Raw genomic sequence first — 19,253 nt, forward strand, 5'->3', positions numbered from 1 at the left:
AAAGGTTGAGAGACCAAAGCCGAGTGGTACTAATAACCCGAAGCTTTCCAATGCGGATAGTACTGTTGTCCTCTCTCTTTTTTGATCCTTTCTTCCAATAACATGTCAATGCCTTGTTCAGTATAAAGTAGTTAGTAATTAGTATCTAGATTACTGCATGCGAGGTACAATGTCTAGTGTAAAAGAACAATATCTCATAAAGATCTTCAGGTGCCTATATCGGCGGTGTCCACCTCTTCCCATTCCGAACAGAGAAGTTAAGCCCGCCAGAGCCGATGGTATTGCCGTAACAGGTGGGAGAGTAGGTCGGCGCCTAATTTTACAAAGGAGCCCCGTTATCGATAGATGACGGGGCTTTCTGTTTTTATGGATTTCTTTGTGTGCGGGACTTCCGAGCCATTGCGGCCCACGCGTCATTGGGCTCCTTGCGTCATTGCGAGGAACGAAGCAATCTTCCCGCATGTCATGCTGAGCGGAGTCGAAGCATCTACATGTGGCACCCGTACAGATCCTTCGACTGCGCTCAGGATGACAAAGATTCGATCACAGCATTACAAAGGGCTGCATATCCAAAGATTGCTTCCTCGTACCTCCTCGCAATGACGGAGGGCGCCATAGGTCTTACTACTAAATACTAACTACTTAATACTAAAAAGGAAATTGCAAAGTTTTTGAACAGCAACCGAACGGTGGCTTATCCGATTCTTCTCTTCCAAGCTCATTTCTGCGAAAGTGATATCATATCCATTTGGAATAAAGATTGGATCATAACCAAATCCTTTAGTTCCAATACGCTCATTAATAATTCTACCTTCAATACTTCCTTCAAAAAAATGTTGTTCATTATTTATGTTTAAGGAAATAACGGTTTTGAAGCGGGCAGTTCTATGGTCATTATTACCAAGTTTTTCCAATACCAGATCAATGTTTTTCTCCATATCCCTCGTTCCGGCATACCTTGCCGAATAAACACCAGGCTCCCCCTGCAAAGCATCAACCTCCAACCCCGAATCATCTCCAAAACAATCCACATTAAATTTTTCTTTAAGATAATCCGTCTTTTGTTGGGCATTCTCTTCAAAGGTCACCCCGGTTTCGGGGATATCCTCATGGCAACCAATATCTGCTAAGGAAAGTAGCTTGAACCTATCACCGATCATCTGTTGCACCTCTTCTAATTTATGGGCATTGTTTGTTGCAAATACTAATTCCATTCCTTTGTTATTTATTTTTTTTATAAGATGTTAAATGTAAATACTGTTAAATATATAGGTAAATATTTACCCGGTTAAAATACAAAAAATGCATCAACCTCTTGGATTGATGCTAAACTACACATTAAATTTAACGGAATATGATTAAACAGTTTTAACAATTTATATTAAAAGGCTTGACAAACCATGATTAAACAGCTTGGCTAAATATCGCCTCCTTGCTTTCCAAATTGGAGCTACCCATCAAATACTCATCCACCTTCCTTGCACATTCCCTTCCCTCAGAAATCGCCCATACCACTAAAGATTGTCCTCTTCGCATATCTCCTGCCACAAATACATTTTCCAAATTGGTCTTATAAGCTGATTCTGTAGCCTGAACATTTCCCCTATTATCCAACTGCACGCCAAGCTGAGTCAGTAAACCTTCGTGTTGAGGATGCAGGAATCCCATGGCAAGGGTGATTAGTTCACAAGGGAGTTCCCTAGCCGATCCTTCTACTTCTTTAAAAGATACTGGTCTTCCCTGCTGATCGGTTTCCCATTCCAGATCCACCACCAAGGCCGCCCGTAGATTCCCTTGTTCATCGCCTAAAAATTCTTTCGTACTAACACTCCAATGCCTTTGGCAACCCTCTTCATGTGAAGTCGTTGTTTTTAAAACCATGGGATAACTAGGCCATGGCATGGCAGAAGTACGAGCTTGGGGCGGGGTAGGCATCAGTTCAAATTGGGTAACCGATTTGGCACCATGTCTATTGGAAGTCCCTACGCAATCCGATCCCGTATCACCACCACCGATCACCAATACATTTTTTCCAGTAGCCGTTATTTCTGCATCCACAATAGTGGAATTCCCAACACGTTTATTCTGCTGTTTGAGGAATTCCATCGCATAATGCACCCCATTCAACTCCCGACCAGGAATATCCAGGTTTCGCGGAATGGTCGATCCTCCGGTCAATACCACGGCATCATATTCCTGTAATTCCTTCGCTGGGACATTATTCCCTACTTCAGCATTCGTCCGGAAGATGATCCCAGATTCTTCCATAATCGCTACCCGACGGTCTATCACCTGCTTATCCAGCTTGAAATCGGGGATTCCATACCGCAATAGGCCACCTACTTTATCATCCCTTTCATATACCACCACCTCATGCCCAGCCTTGTTCAACTGTGCGGCAGCGGCCAGTCCAGAAGGACCAGAACCCACTACAGCCACCCTTTTCCCTGTTTTCAGGAAGCTCTTATGGGGTTTTACATAGCCTTTTTTATAGGCTATTTCGATGATGTGTTTCTCGATTTCCTCAATGGCAACCGGGTTTTTGTTGATGCCCAGCACACAGGCAGATTCGCACGGTGCCGGACAGATCCTACCTGTAAACTCCGGGAAGTTATTGGTCGAACTCAAAATCTGATAAGCTTCTTCCCATTTCCCATCATATACAGCGTCATTGAACTCAGGGATCACGTTGCCCAAAGGACAACCCGAATGGCAGAACGGAATTCCGCAGTTCATGCACCTTGCCGCCTGGGCATTTAATTGTTCATCCGAATACGGATAGACAAATTCCTTATAATGTTGTTTCCTGCTTTCCACAGCATCTTTCTGAGGGAGCAAGCGTTCATATTCTAAAAATCCTGTTGGTTTTCCCATGAAATTCCTGATTATGCGGTCACTAATTTTTTCAATAATACATTTTTGTATTCCCTTGGGAACACCTTTATAAAGCGGTGTTTTTCAACCGCCCAATCCTGAAGGATGGCGCTTGCTCTTTCACTCTTGGTCAATAGGATATGGCGTTTCAATAAGCTGATGATCGCTGTTTCGTCTTCGCTTTCCAAGGGGTCCAGATCCACCATTTCCTTGTTGCAGTTTTCCTTGAAATTGCCCTTGATGTCGTAGACCCATGCGATCCCTCCGCTCATGCCCGCAGCGAAATTCCTTCCAGTCTCACCCAGGATCAATGCTCTTCCGCCGGTCATATATTCACAACCATGGTCGCCGATCCCTTCCACGACGGCCGTCGCACCAGAATTCCTTACCGCAAAACGTTCGCCAGCCATACCGTTGATGAACAAGTGCCCGGAGGTTGCTCCATATAAGGCGACATTTCCGATGATGATGTTCTCATGTGGCTGTAATTTGCTTTCCTTGCTCGGATAAATGGCTAACTGAGCGCCTGATAGTCCCTTGCCCACATAATCATTAGCTTCGCCTTCCAATTCAAAGGAAATCCCTCGCGTGTTAAAGGCGCCAAAGGATTGGCCTGCCGAACCTTCAAACTTAAAGTTTATGCTGTTGTCCGGAAGTCCTTCCGATCCGTAGATCTTGGAAATTTCATTGGACAATAAGGTGCCTATCGTTCTATCGGTATTCTTTACGTGGAAGGTTCCAAAGACCGGAGTTTTGGTCTCCAATGCAGGTTTCGCCACATTTAATAAACCCCAATCCAATATCATTCCCATGCCATGGTCCTGTTCTTCGGTATTGTACAAGGTTTCCCCCTGCGCATTCGCCGCTACATGGAGGATGCCCGAGAAGTTGATTTTCTTGGCTTTCCAGTGTGGCATATCCTCTCGTTTCTTCAAAAATTGCGCGCGTCCAACCATCTCATTGATGGATTTGAAACCCAGTTCGGCCATGATCTCACGCATTTCCTCCGCTAGGAATCCAAAAAGATGGACGATATCTTCCGGTTTTCCGGAAAACAACTTCCGCAATTCCGGATCTTGAGTAGCCACACCAACCGGACAAGTATTCAGGTGGCATTTACGCATCATGATGCATCCACCAGCGATCAAGGCTGCTGTGGCTACACCCCATTCCTCTGCGCCCAATAAGGTCGCTATCACCAGGTCACGGCCAGTTTTCATCTGCCCATCCGCCTGTAGGACCACCCGACTGCGGAGCTTATTCTGTACCAGCGTCTGATGTGCCTCTGCCAAACCTAATTCCCAAGGTAATCCCGCATGTTTGATGGAGCTGATCGGCGATGCACCGGTCCCACCATCATAACCTGCAATCAGGATAACATCGGCATGGGCTTTTGCCACCCCGGCAGCAATCGTTCCGACGCCTGCCTTGGACACCAATTTTACATTGATCCGGGCATCCCTGTTGGCATTTTTCAGATCGAAGATCAACTGCGCCAAATCCTCAATGGAATAGATGTCATGGTGTGGAGGTGGAGAAATCAGACCTACTCCAGGTGTGGAATGCCTTACTTTCGCGATCCATTCATCCACCTTGTCACCTGGCAATTGGCCTCCTTCTCCCGGTTTTGCTCCCTGGGCCATTTTGATCTGTATTTCATCGGCCTGGGTCAGGTAATTGGAGGTCACACCGAAGCGTGCAGAGGCCACCTGTTTGATGGCAGAGCGCATGGAATCGCCATTCGCTAATTTTTGATATCGGATCTCATCCTCTCCACCTTCGCCGGTATTGGATTTTCCGCCAATCCGGTTCATGGCAATCGCCAAGGTGCTATGTGCCTCATGGGATATCGAACCAAAGGACATGGCTCCCGTAGCGAATCTTTTCAGGATTTCACTAGCTGGCTCTACCTGATCCAATGGAATGGCCGTGCGATGTTTGGCAAAATCCAATAATCCGCGTAAAGTGAACATGCGTTCCTGCTGGTTATTGATCAGTGAAGCGTATTTTTTATAAGATTCGTAATCGTTGTTGCGACAGGCCTGCTGCAGGAGATGCACCGTCTGTGGATTCCATAAATGGCCTTCGCCCCGACGTTTCCATTGGTATAATCCGCCTTCAGGCAATAAAGTCTGGCTAACGCGGCTGTGTTCAAAACCACGTTTATGTTTTGCCAGGGCCTCCTTGGCGATATCATCCAAGGTCAAACCCCCAATACGGGAAACGGCACCACAAAAGTATTTATCCACCACCTCGGCATCGATACCCAGCACCTCGAAGATCTGTGCACCATGGTAGGATTGAAGGGTGGAAATACCCATTTTGGAAAATATTTTCAATAAGCCATTACAAACGGCTTTTACATAATTCTTTTTCAGGTCGTCCCAGGTCAGTTGGGTATCCATTTGCCCGGTTTCCTTCATGGTCCTGATACTTGCCAAGGCCATATAGGGGTTGATAGCCGTTGCACCGAAAGCCAGTAGACAGGCGAAATGATGGACTTCCCAGGCATCGCCCGCTTCCACCACCAATCCTACTGCACCGCGGTTGCCGGTTTTGATCAGATGGTGATGCACCGCAGAAACAGCTAATAGGGAAGGGATTGCACAATGCTGTGAATCGATCGCCCTATCCGATAGGATAATAACCTCAAAGCCATCCCGAACGGCATCATCCGCATAGCGGCATAGGCGTTCCAAACCCGCTTCCAAGGATCCTTCCTTGCCATCGGCTCGGAAATAACTTTGGATGGTCTTTGCCTGAAAAACCCCGGTGTCGATAGACCTTAATTTCTCCAATTCGGAGGAAGTCAGGATGGGATGCTCCAGGGTTACACAATGGCAGAATTTCTGATCCTCAATCAGGATATTGCCGGCATTGCCGATAAAAGTTGCCAAACTCATGACCAATCGTTCCCTGATCGGGTCGATCGGTGGGTTGGTCACCTGGGCGAAAAACTGTTTGAAATAACTGGAAATATGCTGAGGTTGATCGGATAGCACGGCTAAAGGAACATCCGTACCCATGGAACCAATAGGTTCATAGCCCGTTAAGGCCATAGGGGTAAGGATCGTTTCGATATCTTCGCGGCTATAACCGAAGGATTGTTGGTATTTGAAAACCGATTCTTTGGACAGGTAGGTAAAGGTGACACGCGGATCGGCCAACTCATCCATTCGGATTTTATATTTATTGATCCAATCGCCATAAGGTTGCTGCCGGATAAGTTCGCCTTTAACTTCCTCATCCGAACGGATTTTACCCGCCTCCATGTCTACCACAAAAATCTTCCCTGGCTGTTGGCGGCCTTTTTTGATGATGGTTGATTCGTCAATTGGTAATGCACCAGCCTCCGATGCCACCACCACCCGGTCGTCTGAGGTAATGGCGTAGCGTAATGGGCGTAGGCCATTGCGGTCCAAGGTGGCGCCGATGATCTTTCCATCCGTAAAACAAAGTGCTGCCGGTCCATCCCATGGTTCCATCAAGGTGGCATGGTATTCATAGAATGCCTTTTTTAAAGGATCCATCTGTTCATTGCCGTCCCAGGCTTCCGGAACGAGCATCAAGAGGACATGAGGAAGACTTCTGCCGCTGTGTAGCAATAGCTCGACCACATTGTCCAGACATGCCGAATCGGATTGGCCCTTATCCACTACGGGCAATAGGATTTCCATTTCCTCTGCCGTAAAATAGGGCGAAGAATAGGCCCTAACACCGGCATAGAACCAATTGAGGTTTCCGGTCAGGGTATTGATTTCGCCATTATGGGCAATCATCCGGAAGGGTTGGGCCAATGACCAGGATGGAAAAGTGTTGGTGGAAAACCTGGAATGCACCAATCCAAAAGCGGAAACTACGCGTGGGTCTTTCAGATCCTCAAAATAGCTGCCCACCTGGTAAGTGGTCAACTGACCTTTATAGATAATGGTTTTGCAAGAAAGAGAGGCGAGGTAAAGGGGTAATGGATAAGCTTGGTGTTTTTTGATCTTCTGGATGATCAGGCGGCGGAGCACATATAATTTCCGTTCAAATTCTTTGGTGTTTTTAACCTGTTCGGGTCTGGCCACAAAGAATTGAACGATTTCTGGTTCGGCACTTAAGGCCGTAGGTCCTATACCGGCTCTATTGACCGGAACGGAACGAAAACCAAGGAAATCCATGTGACGTTCCGAAGCTGCTTCTACGATCACCTCGCGGCAGATCTTGTTCATTTCCTCATCCTTCGGCAGGAATAACATCCCTACGCCATAATAACCCGGTTCCTGTAATTGTATGCCTAGATTGATACATTCTTCCCATAAGAATTCGTGCGGAAGTTGGATCATGATACCGGCACCATCCCCAGACTCTGGATCACATCCACAAGCACCACGATGTTCCATATTCTCCAACATGGTCAGTGCATCGCGTACCTGCGCATGGGATTTCTGCCCCTTGATATGGGCGACAAAACCTACACCACAGGCATCGTGTTCAAATTCGGGATGATAAAGTCCTTCTTGCTGCATGATATTTTGAATATTAGATTGATTTAATAACGAGATTGCTAATATATGAATAAAAACTTGTTTTATTTATAATATTTATAATTTAATTAATGTTTTGTTGTTTTTAATGTAAATTATAATTGGTTTTATGATTGTATTTGTATTTGTTTCGCCATCTCATTATAAAAATGAAATATCATTCGTTACATTTGTATATAGAACAAACAAATTATGGTCATCAAAGAAATTGAGATCTACCGTTTGAGCATTCCGATGGAACCATTTGTGATTGCAACGGGGGTTATGGATTATGCACAGAATACTTTTATCCGGGTTCGGACAGATGCTGAACTGTATGGAGTAGGCGAATGTTCGGCTTTTCCCATGATCGTTGGGGAAACTCAGGAAACCTGTATCGCCGTGGCAAAGGATTTTGCCAAAATCTGGGTGGGGAAAGATCCCCTGGCTTTAGCGGATCGCCTAGCCGAATTGCATACCTATATCGCGAAGAATAGTACCATCAAATCGGCCTTCGATATGGCCTTATATGATCTGGCAGCCAAAGCTGCCGGCGTTCCGCTCTATCAATTTTTAGGAGGAACTCCTCGGGAGATCCATACGGATATTACCATCGGGATTGGCACTGCGGAGGAGATGGCTGCCAAAGCTTTGGCATTGTATGAGGGTGGGGCAGTGGCCCTGAAAGTCAAATTGGGGAAGAAGCCGCAAGAGGATATTGCCCGTATGAAGGCTATCCGGCAAGCGGTGGGTTTTGATATCCCTATCCGCATCGATGCCAACCAAGGTTGGACCTATGAAGAGGCTGTGGAAGCGTTGCAAGGATTGGAACCCTTGAAAATCCAATTCTGCGAACAACCGATGCGAACCTATAATGACCATCTGCTTGCTGCACTACGAGCGGAGACCATTGTTCCCATCATGGCGGATGAATCGGTCTATGATCATCATGATGCGGAGCGCATCTGTAGAACTGATAGTTGTGATTACATCAACATCAAATTCTCCAAATCTTCGGGTATTGCAGAATCGCTGAAAATACAGGCGGTAGCCAAGGAATATGGTATCCCATGTATGATCGGAGGGATGTTGGAAAGCCGTTTGGCATTGGCTGCCAAGGCGCATTTCGCCTATGCGGCAGATAATGTGAAATTCTATGATCTGGATACCTGCATGGTGGGCCATCTGGAAGATCCAGTAATTGGGGGAGTAGTTTATGATGGCTATGCCATCAAGCTGACCGATGGTCCGGGCATCGCGGCTGATATTTCGGAAGAATTCTTACAAAAATGCGATAAATGGCTGGTATGATCTACGCACAATTAAATAACGACAGCTGGAATCTGGGAGTAAGTGAGGTATTGATCCTACTTATTCTGGTCTTGATCCTGGCCTTTTTCTTTTATATTTTCCGGAAGCTATTGAAGCGAAAGTAAGTTCGTTTACGGCTGAAATTTGGGTATAAATGAGTACCTTTGGGAACATTTATCAGAATTAAAGATTATGAGTACACAAAGAGGACCTATTTCTCAATTCATGGAGAAAAACTATCTTCATTTTAATGCTGCTTCGATGGTAGATGCGGCGAAAGGCTATGAAGATCATTTGGCAGCGGGTGGTAAAATGTTGATTTCATTGGCCGGTGCGATGAGTACCGCAGAACTTGGAATTTCCCTAGCTGAAATGATCCGTCAGGATAAAGTGGCTATCATTTCCTGTACTGGTGCGAACTTGGAAGAGGATGTGATGAACTTGGTGGCTCACTCTCACTATAAGCGTGTTCCAAATTACCGCGATTTGACGCCTCAAGATGAATGGGAATTATTGGAGAACCATTACAACCGTGTAACCGATACCTGTATCCCAGAAGAAGAAGCTTTCCGTCGTTTGCAATCCCATTTAGAAAAGGCTTGGAAAGACGCAGAAGCTGCTGGCGAACGTTATTTCCCACACGAATTTTTATATAAAGTTGTTCTTTCCGGAGATCTTGAACAATATTACGAGATCGATCCGAAGAACTCTTGGATCTTGGCAGCTGCAGAGAAAAATATTCCAATCATTGTACCGGGATGGGAAGATTCTACTACAGGTAATATCTTCGCCTCCTACGTGATCAAAGGCGAGTTGAATGTACACACGGTTAAAACCGGTATTGAGTACATGATCTATCTTACGGAATGGTACCGCGCGAATTCTGGTGGTAAAGGAGTAGGATTCTTCCAGATTGGTGGTGGTATTGCCGGAGATTTCCCAATCTGTGTGGTTCCAATGATGTATCAGGATTTGGAATGGCATGATGTTCCTTTCTGGTCTTATTTCTGTCAGATCTCTGATTCGACCACTTCTTTTGGTTCTTATTCAGGCGCAGTTCCGAATGAGAAAATCACTTGGGGTAAATTGGATACCGAATCCCCTAAATTCATCGTGGAGTCTGATGCAACGATCGTTGCGCCATTGATCTTCGCTTGGGTATTGGGTCAATAGTCCATATTTTTGATTGAAGAATAGGTTTTAGAAATGGCAGATAGCTTACATACAACGAATCCCGTTGCGCTTCAAGCGTTGATGTCGGAAACCTTATTTATACCAAAAACTCCTCAGCAGGAATTAACTTCTGCTGAGGAGTTCATATATCAAGGGGATAAGAGCACAGGGGTGTTGTTTATCCTGCGCTATCCGGATTATCCTTATTTCTCGCCGGCGGCAGAAGAGGCTTTTCTGAAAACAATAGGTGCATTGCAGCTCCACGCTGGCAATGTGGCGGTGGTTAATCTGGCCAATTCGCATAATCCGAATGAATGGAAACGGATCATGGCCTTTTTCCAACCGAAGAAAATTACCTTATTGGGTGTGGAACCTATTTCCTTAGGCTTACCGACCATCGCACATAATTCTTATATGCACGGAAAGATAGCAACGGTTTTTAATACCTTCAGTTTTGAAGAGATGTTTGCCGATGTGCAAAAGAAAAAGATGTTCTGGATGGAATTTAAATCCTTTATGGGTTAGTCGAGCTGTTCTGCTCTTCTTCTAAGTTTTCTACTTCTTTTTTAGTTTGAACTGGATTTTCTACTTTTTTCTGGGTAGGATTTTCTATACTTTTTTGAATAGGATTTTCCTTGCTGTTTTGATCAGATGAATTCTGCTCAGGATCATCTTTGTCGTTCTGATCTGGAACAACAGTTTCCTTGCTGCGTTTTCTGTTCATCATATCTTCCACAGACTTTGGTCTGTCCTGAGGCTTCCAAATAAAGCCAGGTAGTACCTCATTCTCTTGGGTAACCAACTTAAACGGATAAAGCTTCTGGTCAACCTTCCTTTCCGAAACATAATCATTGATTTTTCGGTCAACCATACGTATTTTGATGCGGCTACAGCGGTCATGGAACATCTCTTTGATGATCTTTGTTTTATCATCTGCATTGAACACAAGAGCCTCTGCATTTCCTGTTACGAATAGGCGTTCGATATTGTTATTGGCAAAGAAGGCGACAATCTTTCGGCCTTTCAATTGATTGAACTTCACGGTATCCAGAACAGCATTCACCATAAAAGCATTCTCTTTTAATAATGCATTATCCATCTTGTTGTTCTTGATCTGCATGAAAATAGTATCTGCTGAGATCTGGGATCCATCCGACCAGATCATGGGTTTACCCATAAACCGGAACATGGAATCGACCATTCCGTAATAAACGGAGTCGGCAACAGCCTGAAGGTCCGATTTGAAAACCCTGACATTATTGTAGGCATTCACGATCCGGATTCTGGCAGTATCCGAAAACATAACGGTGGAATCTTTCACCGTTGTATCGGCTTTCAGCGCTGAATTCATGGCCTTCTTCATCAAACTATCCGGCTCATTTCCCGTTGGTATTACCGCATTTCTGCGCAGGATGCTATCCGCTTTGCTGATGGCCTGTATCTGTTTCGGATCCACAGCCACCGTATTTGCAGGATTTGTGTTATTAACCTTTGGCGTTGTTTTCTTCTGGACAGTTTTAGCTGGAGTAGTCGGTTTTTTAGGATCCTGAAGGATTTTCTCACCGGCAGTCTGTGGATTTTGCTGGATGGAATCTCCAGCAGCATTCAAATCCATATCCTCCTCATCCCCATAATCCACATCGGTATCTTCTTGGAGTTTTCCTCCCGATCGATCTAAATTTAAATCCAAAGGCTTATAATCTCTAACTAAAATAACCTTGGAAAATATAGTATCCGCCGTCATATAGGCAGTATCGATCCTGGTATTGGTTTTAGCGGTAGGCGCAAGGATGCTATCCTGCTTGGGAGGTTCAATAGCTTTAAGCTCTGGGTTCTTCGCTAATTCTTTCTGCCGTTCCTTTTCGAGCTTTTCAGCGGCTTTTAAACGTTCTTTTTCGGCTTTTTCTTTTTCTTTGGCCAACCTCTCCTCATCGCGTTCAAGCTGCTTGATCTCTTTAGGGCTTAAGTTTGCCCTATCGATTGTATCTGTAGCCGTAGAATCCGCATTCCCTGTGGAGTCTGATTGAACAACATATTTGATCAGGGGGTCGGTATGCATTAGGATAGACTGATCGGCCTCTAAGTACTTACCATACTCGCCATTGGCATAAAATTTATCCAAGGTATCTACGAATACCACATTCCTAAAAGCTTCTCCAATGCCTTTCTCCCGATCGTAGAATAAGCTATCGCCTTTTAAAAAGCGAGATCCTTCGGTGTATAAGTTGTTTTTGTTGAATTTCGCAATGCCAAAAGCGGTGTTGTATTTTCCTCGCTCGGTATATAATTTCTCACCTTTTCTACCATTGATATTCGTAGGGCCAAAGAAAAATGCATCCCGATACATGGTATTGTATTGTAGGGAGTCGGTATAGATAATGGCGCCAGGCGAACGGACCACCACTTTGTTGCGGAAGTAAGCATCCTTGGTCGTTTCGAAATAATAAGCATTTCTAGAGGTGATGGTATCTTGACGTCCAATAATTCGTCCACCATTTCTGTAGGAACCACGTTGGGATCCCGTATTATAGGTCAAGTGGTTGGTGGTAAGCGTGGTTTCGCCATCAATCATCCTCACATTATAAAGTAGGGTTGCTTGCTGAGCAGCTGCATCATAAAACAAATCATCCCCAAAAATGACCGTTCCAGAAGGCTGTGTGATGATGATATTTCCTTTTGCCTTAAAATATTCCCTACCATCTTCTTCTTTGTAATAATCGCCAGAATCGGCAGCCAATCTCGATCCCTTATGTTCATACAATGCATTATACGCCCGGAATATTTTTTGATTTATGGCTTTAACAGAAGAAGAACTTAACAAACGAAGTTCATTACCTGCAGGTTGAGCCTGTGGTGTAACGGGAATCTGGCCATAACTGGCCAAACAGATGATGCTTAAAAACAGTAGAATAAGGAATCTCACAAGCGCAAAAATATACAATTAATTAGCAAAAATTTGTTAAACAATAATTTTTAATAGCAAAGGGGATGCAAAGTTTATTATATCTATTTTTGAAGAATGGATGCAAAGGCTAATTTCTCGCATTTCTTAACAAAAAACGAACTGCTAAACCGTTCGGAAAAAGTGCTTTTGGCGGTCAGTGGAGGGAAGGATTCCATGCTGATGCTGCATCTGATGCATGATTTGGGCTATCAAATCAGTATTGCCCATTGTAACTTTCAATTAAGGGGCAAGGAGTCCGATCTGGATGAAGAATTGGTGAGGAATCACGCGCTTCAGCATCAAATTCCTTTCCATGTTATCCATTTTGATACCGAGGAATACGCCGATGAACATAAAATATCCATTCAAATGGCTGCCCGTGAACTGCGTTATGAGTGGTTCGAGCAGTTAAGGACCGAATTTGGATATGGGAAGATCGCGATTGCACAGCATCTGAACGATCATATCGAAACTTCCCTATTCAATCTGACCAGGAGCACGGGATTGAAAGGCCTATTGGGCATTTCCATCCAGCGGGATCACCTTATCCGTCCGTTGATGTGTTTTACTGGAGCGGAAGTGGAGAAAATAGTGAAAGAACTTCAAGTTCCCTACCGCGATGATCAATCGAATTTTTCCAATAAATATGCCCGCAATAAAATCCGTTTGGAGATTATTCCCAAATTCAAGGAAATTCAGCCTGATTTTGAGCAGATCTTCTTGGAGAACATCAAGCATTTTGAAGAAAGTTACCAATTCATCCAACGTATTGTTTCGGAAAAAAGAAAGGATTTGCTTCGTGAAGATGGTAAATATGTTTACATCCAACGAGCAGACTTATCGGAAAACCTTTCTGATTCCTACTTTTTATTTGAGCTGTTTAAACCTTTTGGTTTTCAAAAAAGTATTCTGGAGGAAATGATTGCGGTATGGGATAAGCCGATGGGGCAGGTATTTGAATCATCGGATTATGAGCTATTGATGGATAGGGATCAATTGATTATTAGGGAGAGATCAGGATTAAAAAAGGAGCAGAAGCTGCTAATATTAGAAGATAATGTTAGTAAACATTTAAGCGCAGGAGAAAGCGTAAGCTTTCCATTTCTAGATTCGTATTTAACCTTAGGCCGTTTAAGAGATCTAGGGATTGCAGATACTAAATCATCGAATCAAAACACAAACACAAACACAAACGAAAATGGAAAGTCTGAAATCCAGATCGATGCAGACCTCCTCCAATTCCCATTAAAATTACGCTTTAAGCAACAGGGAGATTATTTCATCCCCCTGGGCATGACAGGCAGGAAGAAATTGAGCGATTTCTTCATCCAGGAAAAGGTCAACCGCTTTGAAAAGGAAGAGATTCCGATCTTGGTGAATGGCAATGGAGAAATCATCTGGGTAGTCGGCATGCGGTTAGATAATCGCTATAAAGTGACTGAAAATACAAAGAAAGTACTTACATTAGTGTTCAAATAGTGGAAATGACAGATCAACCTTTATTTCAGGAAAAACAGTACCTAGGTCGGGACATGACTTGGATTAGTGTTCGATTGATCCTTGCCCTGTTCTGTTTCGTAGCTTATTATATCAATTGGGAACACCTAATTTCCCGCCAACTTTTCTTCATTGTCGGCGTTTTGATCTTATTGGTCTCGATTATTATGCTTTATATGATCAGTTATCGGACAAAAGTCACCGATACGCATGTGATCTTAAGTGGTCTTTGGACCACCAGTTTGGTGAAGATTGACTTAAATTCCATCACCAAGGTGGAAAAAAAGAAGTACTCCAACTTCTTCTTCAATAACCCGGTTTACAATTTGCATAAGAATGGTAAGATTCGTTTTTATTCAGGAGGCAAAGAAGCCATTTGGTTAACCGACAAAGATGGATTGGTCTATGTGATTGGTTCTCAGCATCCTGACCAGTTTTTTCAAGCTTTGCAATTGGCAAAAGGCAAAAAGTAAAAATTTGTTAATTGAGATTTCCTTGACAATTTTCCCCGCTAAGCAATCAAATATTTATTAAATTTGATAAAAAGCATTAAAAAAGAATGACACTTATCTATTTCATTATATCCGTAGTTGTATTTTATTACCTGTTCAAATTTGGTATGCGCCTGTTGCTGCCTTTCTTCATGAAGAAGGTGGCTGAGAAGATCATGAATGGTCAACAAGGGCAATACGCCAATGAAGGTCCACAACAGGGACGTTATCAAGATCCATTTTCCCAGTTCAAGCGTGAGTCTCGTCAGGATGGTAAAGTAAGGGTAGAATATACCCCGGAAAAATCCAAAAAGGGCAAAGGCACGGAAACAGCTGGTGAGTTTATTGATTTTGAAGAAGTAAAATAAGCTAAGCCCATCTAAAAAGCCTATATTTGCTTTGCTATGTGGCTAAAGCACCTTTCAGTCTTAAACTTTAAGAACTATACAGAGTCTACCTTAGATTTTTTACCCGAAACCAACGCCTTTACAGGACAGAATGGCTCCGGAAAAACAAATCTATTGGATGCGATCCATTACCTTTCACTCTGCAAATCTTTCTTCAATCCCATTGATTCCCAACATATTAAAAAGGGGGAAGATTGGTTTATGGTGCAGGGCGAATTCGATCGTGAACTCCTCTGTGATGTGGTTTCCTGTAGCATCAAAAAAAACCAGAAGAAGCAATTCAAGAAGAACAAGAAAGAATACAACCGACTTGCCGATCATATTGGACAATTTCCGTTAGTGATGATCTCACCGAATGACACCTCCATCATTATTGATGGTAGTGAGGAAAGAAGGAAATTCGTGGATAATGTGATCTCCCAAACGGATAACCAATACCTGGATATCCTGATTTCCTACAACCGCATATTGCTGCAACGCAACACCGTTCTGAAGAATATCAAGGATACAGGTGTTTTTGATGTGGGACTTTTGGAGGTGCTGAACCTGCAATTGGTCGAATCGGGTGAACGGATCTTTAAACGAAGACAACAGTTCATGGCTGAATTTCTACCTGAGTTCCGTCGGTATTACCAGTTCTTATCGGATGATGCGGAACAAGTGAAGCTTATCTATGAATCACCGCTCATGGGGCAGGATTTTCTGCAACTATTGGAGGCCAGTTTGGATAAAGATAGGCAATTGGAAAGAACCAGCATTGGTATTCATAAAGATGATTTGCTGTTCAGTATCCACGAGGGGATGCCCTTGAAGAAGTTTGGTTCCCAAGGTCAACAAAAATCCTTTTTGATTGCCTTGAAACTCGCCCAATACTCTTTTCTGAAAGATAAAAAACAGTTTAAACCATTACTTTTATTGGATGATATCTTCGATAAATTGGACGAAAACCGCACCAAGAAATTGATGCAGTTGGTGTCGGAAGATGAGTTTGGACAGATTTTTCTGACAGATACGGATGCGGATAGAATAAACAGAATTTTTGAAGAAATAGGTAAACCTATTCGTATCTTTGATATACAAGGAGGTCAAGTAAATGCTGAAGTACAATAAAGACGATGCTTTTCGAAGAAGCGATGATATCACCATCAAACAGGCGGTAGAGAAGCTTCTGGATGTCTATCGTCTTCGCAGGAAATTTGACGAAACCTCCATTGTGGCTGCCTGGCCAGAATTGATCGGACAAGCGATCGCCAACCGAACCCAACAGATCTATATCCGAGATAAAAAGTTATTTGTTCGTGTAGAATCGGCTGTCATCAAAAATGAGTTGGCGATGATGCGTAGGCAGATCATCGGCCGTGTGAATGAGTATGTGGGGCAGGTGGTCATTGAGGAATTTGTAATTCTGTAGTTTACCTTAGTTCTTTTCAGTTTACCTTAGTTCTTTTCTTATTTATCGATGAAATATTACCTATCAGCCGTGCTGGGTTTTTTGATCTGGGGAACCTTTGCCCTCGTCCTAAAACCGCTCGGTGCCTATGCCGCCCTGGATATTCTGATCCACCGCGTTTTGTTCGCCTCCGTTTCCATTGTCATTGCTTGTTTTCTGTTCAGACGCAAGCAGACCCTGGCAAGTATACAATACCTTCGAAATCTTCCAAAAAAACAATTAAAGAACCTGCTGATCAATGTGATCGGAAGTGCCATTTTATTGGCTTTGAACTGGTTCCTCTTTATCTATGTGATGAATACCGTTTCGGTCAATGCCACTTCGCTGGCCTACTTGATCTGTCCGATCTTAACGACCGTCTTGGCCAGTATCTTCCTCAAGGAACACCTAAACAAAGGTCAATGGCTTGCCGTGGCGCTGAGTGTGGTCAGTTGTATCCTCATGGCCTATGGCCATTTTATCGACCTCTTCTATAGTTTTGTAATCGCGCTTTCCTATGCGGCTTATCTTGTGTTGCAGAAGAATTCCTTTCAACTGGATAAGTTCGTCACCCTGACCATACATATTTTGGTCAGTACGCTCTTATTGCTGCCTGTACTGGGGATGATCGACACCTCTGTACCAAAAACCAATGATTTCTATCTTTTGATCATGGTCATTGCCATTGGATATACCATTATCCCTTTGTTCTTAAATATCTACGCCCTGAAAGGCTTGGATAGCTCTGTAGTGGGCATCCTGCTTTATCTTAATCCCATCATTTCCTTTTTCTTGGCGATCCTTTATTACAAGGAATCCATCACCCTATTCCAGATCATTGCGTTTAGCCTGATCTTCTTGGCCATCATCTTATTTAATGTTTCCTATATTTATGAAAGAAGGAAAACAAAAAGAATAGCCAGTATATGAAAGCATTTAAGGAACAACTCTTTCAATTATTTGAGGTCGATGAACTGCAGGCAGAACATATCCTCAGCCTTTTCAAAAGGGAGGAGCTAGCAAAAGGAGACCTGTTCTTAGCAGTTGGAAAATCAGCAGATCGCTTAAGTTTTATAGCGTCAGGCTATTGTCGGGTGGTGAAATGGACAGAAGAAAAGGAAGTAACCCAATGGATAGGCTCTTCGGGTTATTTCATGACGGATCTATCGTCCTTCTTTTTTAATCAACCAGCACTGGGAACCATTGAAGCGTTGAGTCCAATGGTCATCTGGACTTTATCCAAAACCGATTACCAGAGTTTGGAAAGGCAGTTCCCGGAATGGAATCTGTTGGAAAAGCGTTTTTTGGCGAAGTGTTTCATGCAGATCGAATCCCGTGTATTTGATTTTATTGGCTTATCTGCAGAAGAGCGCTATCTGAAATATTTCCATCAACATAAAGCCCTGTTTAATCAGGTGCCCCTGCAATACATTGCCTCGGTTTTGGGGATGAGCCCAGAGACATTAAGCAGGATCAGGAATAAGCTGGCTATTTCTTGATAAATGTCAAGTGCTTTCGGAATACCTCAGGCTACCTTTGGTATATGAAAACAGCGATAGAAACAACGATAAACATTCAAGCTCCAATCTCACTCGTTTGGAACATCTTATCTGACTTTGAAAAGTATCCTGCCTGGAGCCCAACCATCAAGGAATTTAAAGGAATACCAAAGGAAGGTTCTCGAACTAAGGTAGTATTATCACAACCGGGAGGAGGCAAAATAAGCATGAATCCCATTTTTTTGGCGATTAAATCCAACCAAGAACTTCGGTGGAAAGGCAGCTTGCTGATAAAGGGAATATTTGATGGAGAACATTATTTCCTGCTAAGGGAAACCAAAGATGGAACTACCGAGCTGGTACAAGGGGAGAAATTCTCCGGAATATTAGTGCCCTTCCTCCAGAAAATGATTCATGGAAATACAAAAAAGGGTTTTGAACTCTTTAATCAAGCGATAAAAGATAGGGCAGAGGCTTCAAATTATAAATATTGCTCTAAATCACCTTTTCCTTCACGAATAACCTCAAAGTCGCCAGATGTAAGATCCACAATGGTAGATGCCACATTATCACCATAACCACCATCGATTACCAAATCTACCTTATCCTGGTATTTTTCGTAGATCAATTCAGGGTCTGTGGAGTACTCAATGATTTCATCCTCATCGTGGATGGATGTCGTCACAATGGGATGCCCCAATTGCTTCACGATCTCCCGAACGATATTATTGTCAGGGACACGGATACCTACAGTTTTCTTTTTCGAACTTAGCAGCTTCGGAACCTGAGAGCTCGCATTAAAAATAAAGGTAAATGGACCAGGCAAAGCCTTTTTCAATACCCTGAACACAGCCGTATCAAACGGCTTGGTATATTGCGAGATATCCGTCAGGTCATAACAGATAAAAGAGAGATTTGCTTTGTCAGGTTTTAATCCACGCAGGGCATAGACCTTTTCAATAGCCTTCTGATTGCTGATATCACAGCCCATACCATATACGGTATCCGTCGGGTAGATGATCACTCCACCTTTTTTCAATACCTCTACGGCTTCTTCTATTACCTTCGGATTAGGGTTATCGTTGTATATCTTCAACAGCATGCTTTTCTCTTTTAGGGT

17 protein-coding genes and 1 rRNA gene are annotated in these 19,253 nt (G+C 43.4%); 13 read left to right on the plus strand and 5 right to left on the minus strand.

The annotated features are described in order from the left end of the window. The first annotated feature begins 206 nt into the window (after positions 1 to 206). Positions 207 to 318, plus strand: a 5S ribosomal RNA gene (gene rrf, locus VJ786_RS12600). Between the two features lie 320 nt (positions 319 to 638). Here rrf and VJ786_RS12605 read toward each other — a convergent pair. The 3 genes from VJ786_RS12605 to gltB all read right to left on the minus strand — a co-directional run bounded on the left by VJ786_RS12605 (position 639) and on the right by gltB (position 7,385). Then, complete coding sequence (locus tag VJ786_RS12605) at positions 639 to 1,214, minus strand: non-canonical purine NTP diphosphatase (protein ID WP_336557796.1); 576 nt, start codon at positions 1,212 to 1,214, stop codon at positions 639 to 641. A gap of 190 nt (positions 1,215 to 1,404) precedes the next feature. Beyond that, positions 1,405 to 2,874, minus strand: a complete 1,470-nt coding sequence (locus tag VJ786_RS12610) for a glutamate synthase subunit beta (RefSeq protein WP_336557797.1) — start codon at positions 2,872 to 2,874, stop codon at positions 1,405 to 1,407. An 11-nt stretch (positions 2,875 to 2,885) separates the two neighbouring features. Beyond that, positions 2,886 to 7,385, minus strand: a complete 4,500-nt coding sequence (gene gltB / locus VJ786_RS12615) for a glutamate synthase large subunit (protein WP_336557798.1) — start codon at positions 7,383 to 7,385, stop codon at positions 2,886 to 2,888. Between the two features lie 210 nt (positions 7,386 to 7,595). On the opposite strand from gltB, the gene VJ786_RS12620 reads away from it, so the two are divergent. From VJ786_RS12620 to VJ786_RS12635, 4 genes are all read left to right on the plus strand, one after another. Continuing rightward, positions 7,596 to 8,693 (plus strand): mandelate racemase/muconate lactonizing enzyme family protein, encoded by a 1,098-nt coding sequence (locus VJ786_RS12620; protein ID WP_336557799.1) that lies wholly within the window; start codon positions 7,596 to 7,598, stop codon positions 8,691 to 8,693. Then, complete coding sequence (locus VJ786_RS12625) at positions 8,690 to 8,818, plus strand: hypothetical protein (RefSeq protein WP_262708799.1); 129 nt, start codon at positions 8,690 to 8,692, stop codon at positions 8,816 to 8,818. The genes VJ786_RS12620 and VJ786_RS12625 overlap by 4 nt, the downstream gene beginning before the upstream one ends. Positions 8,819 to 8,885: 67 nt before the next feature. Beyond that, on the plus strand, positions 8,886 to 9,866 hold the full coding sequence (locus VJ786_RS12630) for a deoxyhypusine synthase family protein (RefSeq protein WP_099367071.1): 981 nt from the start codon (positions 8,886 to 8,888) through the stop codon (positions 9,864 to 9,866). 33 nt (positions 9,867 to 9,899) lie between these two features. After that, a complete protein-coding gene (locus VJ786_RS12635; RefSeq protein WP_336557800.1) occupies positions 9,900 to 10,391 on the plus strand; it encodes a hypothetical protein in 492 nt (163 codons plus the stop codon). On the opposite strand, the gene VJ786_RS12640 is transcribed toward VJ786_RS12635, so the two are convergent. Then, the gene (locus VJ786_RS12640; RefSeq protein ID WP_336557801.1) at positions 10,381 to 12,789 is read right to left on the minus strand and encodes an OstA-like protein; all 2,409 of its coding nucleotides are present in this window, start codon (positions 12,787 to 12,789) and stop codon (positions 10,381 to 10,383) included. The genes VJ786_RS12635 and VJ786_RS12640 overlap by 11 nt on opposite strands. A 96-nt stretch (positions 12,790 to 12,885) precedes the next feature. On the opposite strand from VJ786_RS12640, the gene tilS reads away from it, so the two are divergent. The 8 genes from tilS to VJ786_RS12680 all read left to right on the plus strand — a co-directional run bounded on the left by tilS (position 12,886) and on the right by VJ786_RS12680 (position 18,711). After that, positions 12,886 to 14,289, plus strand: a complete 1,404-nt coding sequence (gene tilS / locus VJ786_RS12645; RefSeq protein WP_336557802.1) for a tRNA lysidine(34) synthetase TilS — start codon at positions 12,886 to 12,888, stop codon at positions 14,287 to 14,289. A 5-nt stretch (positions 14,290 to 14,294) separates the two neighbouring features. Continuing rightward, positions 14,295 to 14,780: a hypothetical protein gene (locus tag VJ786_RS12650; RefSeq protein WP_099367075.1), complete on the plus strand. Its 486-nt coding sequence runs from the start codon at positions 14,295 to 14,297 to the stop codon at positions 14,778 to 14,780. Positions 14,781 to 14,866: 86 nt separating this feature from the next. Next, positions 14,867 to 15,166, plus strand: coding sequence for a DUF4834 family protein (locus VJ786_RS12655; protein WP_099367076.1), 300 nt, complete (start codon positions 14,867 to 14,869; stop codon positions 15,164 to 15,166). Positions 15,167 to 15,202: 36 nt separating this feature from the next. After that, positions 15,203 to 16,315 carry a DNA replication/repair protein RecF gene (gene recF / locus VJ786_RS12660; RefSeq protein WP_336557803.1) on the plus strand — a complete coding sequence of 371 codons (1,113 nt, stop codon included), beginning with the start codon at positions 15,203 to 15,205 and terminating at the stop codon, positions 16,313 to 16,315. After that, positions 16,299 to 16,616, plus strand: a complete 318-nt coding sequence (locus VJ786_RS12665; protein ID WP_134776344.1) for a DciA family protein — start codon at positions 16,299 to 16,301, stop codon at positions 16,614 to 16,616. The genes recF and VJ786_RS12665 overlap by 17 nt, the downstream gene beginning before the upstream one ends. 48 nt (positions 16,617 to 16,664) lie before the next feature. Then, positions 16,665 to 17,564 carry an EamA family transporter gene (locus tag VJ786_RS12670; protein WP_336557804.1) on the plus strand — a complete coding sequence of 300 codons (900 nt, stop codon included), beginning with the start codon at positions 16,665 to 16,667 and terminating at the stop codon, positions 17,562 to 17,564. After that, complete coding sequence (locus VJ786_RS12675) at positions 17,561 to 18,133, plus strand: Crp/Fnr family transcriptional regulator (RefSeq protein ID WP_336557805.1); 573 nt, start codon at positions 17,561 to 17,563, stop codon at positions 18,131 to 18,133. The genes VJ786_RS12670 and VJ786_RS12675 overlap by 4 nt, the downstream gene beginning before the upstream one ends. Before the next feature lie 44 nt (positions 18,134 to 18,177). Then, positions 18,178 to 18,711, plus strand: coding sequence for an SRPBCC family protein (locus VJ786_RS12680; RefSeq protein WP_336557806.1), 534 nt, complete (start codon positions 18,178 to 18,180; stop codon positions 18,709 to 18,711). On the opposite strand, the gene VJ786_RS12685 is transcribed toward VJ786_RS12680, so the two are convergent. After that, positions 18,615 to 19,235 carry an L-threonylcarbamoyladenylate synthase gene (locus tag VJ786_RS12685; RefSeq protein WP_099367082.1) on the minus strand — a complete coding sequence of 207 codons (621 nt, stop codon included), beginning with the start codon at positions 19,233 to 19,235 and terminating at the stop codon, positions 18,615 to 18,617. The two genes, VJ786_RS12680 and VJ786_RS12685, sit on opposite strands and share 97 nt — an antisense overlap. Between the last annotated feature and the right edge of the window lie 18 nt (positions 19,236 to 19,253).

The sequence above is a fragment of the Sphingobacterium tenebrionis genome, from assembly GCF_037126265.1.
GTDB lineage: Bacteria > Bacteroidota > Bacteroidia > Sphingobacteriales > Sphingobacteriaceae > Sphingobacterium > Sphingobacterium tenebrionis.

Excerpts from the sequence above, each read along its gene's own strand:
- VJ786_RS12685 (WP_099367082.1), bottom strand. The coding sequence starts at position 19,235 with ATGCTGTTGAAGATATACAACGATAACCCTAATCCGAAGGTAATAGAA.
- VJ786_RS12605 (WP_336557796.1), bottom strand. The coding sequence starts at position 1,214 with ATGGAATTAGTATTTGCAACAAACAATGCCCATAAATTAGAAGAGGTG.
- VJ786_RS12665 (WP_134776344.1), top strand. The coding sequence starts at position 16,299 with ATGCTGAAGTACAATAAAGACGATGCTTTTCGAAGAAGCGATGATATC.
- VJ786_RS12670 (WP_336557804.1), top strand. The coding sequence starts at position 16,665 with ATGAAATATTACCTATCAGCCGTGCTGGGTTTTTTGATCTGGGGAACC.
- gltB (WP_336557798.1), bottom strand. The coding sequence starts at position 7,385 with ATGCAGCAAGAAGGACTTTATCATCCCGAATTTGAACACGATGCCTGT.
- VJ786_RS12675 (WP_336557805.1), top strand. The coding sequence starts at position 17,561 with ATGAAAGCATTTAAGGAACAACTCTTTCAATTATTTGAGGTCGATGAA.
- VJ786_RS12610 (WP_336557797.1), bottom strand. The coding sequence starts at position 2,874 with ATGGGAAAACCAACAGGATTTTTAGAATATGAACGCTTGCTCCCTCAG.
- VJ786_RS12625 (WP_262708799.1), top strand. The coding sequence starts at position 8,690 with ATGATCTACGCACAATTAAATAACGACAGCTGGAATCTGGGAGTAAGT.
- VJ786_RS12630 (WP_099367071.1), top strand. The coding sequence starts at position 8,886 with ATGAGTACACAAAGAGGACCTATTTCTCAATTCATGGAGAAAAACTAT.
- tilS (WP_336557802.1), top strand. The coding sequence starts at position 12,886 with ATGGATGCAAAGGCTAATTTCTCGCATTTCTTAACAAAAAACGAACTG.
- VJ786_RS12680 (WP_336557806.1), top strand. The coding sequence starts at position 18,178 with ATGAAAACAGCGATAGAAACAACGATAAACATTCAAGCTCCAATCTCA.
- recF (WP_336557803.1), top strand. The coding sequence starts at position 15,203 with ATGTGGCTAAAGCACCTTTCAGTCTTAAACTTTAAGAACTATACAGAG.
- VJ786_RS12620 (WP_336557799.1), top strand. The coding sequence starts at position 7,596 with ATGGTCATCAAAGAAATTGAGATCTACCGTTTGAGCATTCCGATGGAA.
- VJ786_RS12655 (WP_099367076.1), top strand. The coding sequence starts at position 14,867 with ATGACACTTATCTATTTCATTATATCCGTAGTTGTATTTTATTACCTG.
- VJ786_RS12635 (WP_336557800.1), top strand. The coding sequence starts at position 9,900 with ATGGCAGATAGCTTACATACAACGAATCCCGTTGCGCTTCAAGCGTTG.
- VJ786_RS12650 (WP_099367075.1), top strand. The coding sequence starts at position 14,295 with ATGACAGATCAACCTTTATTTCAGGAAAAACAGTACCTAGGTCGGGAC.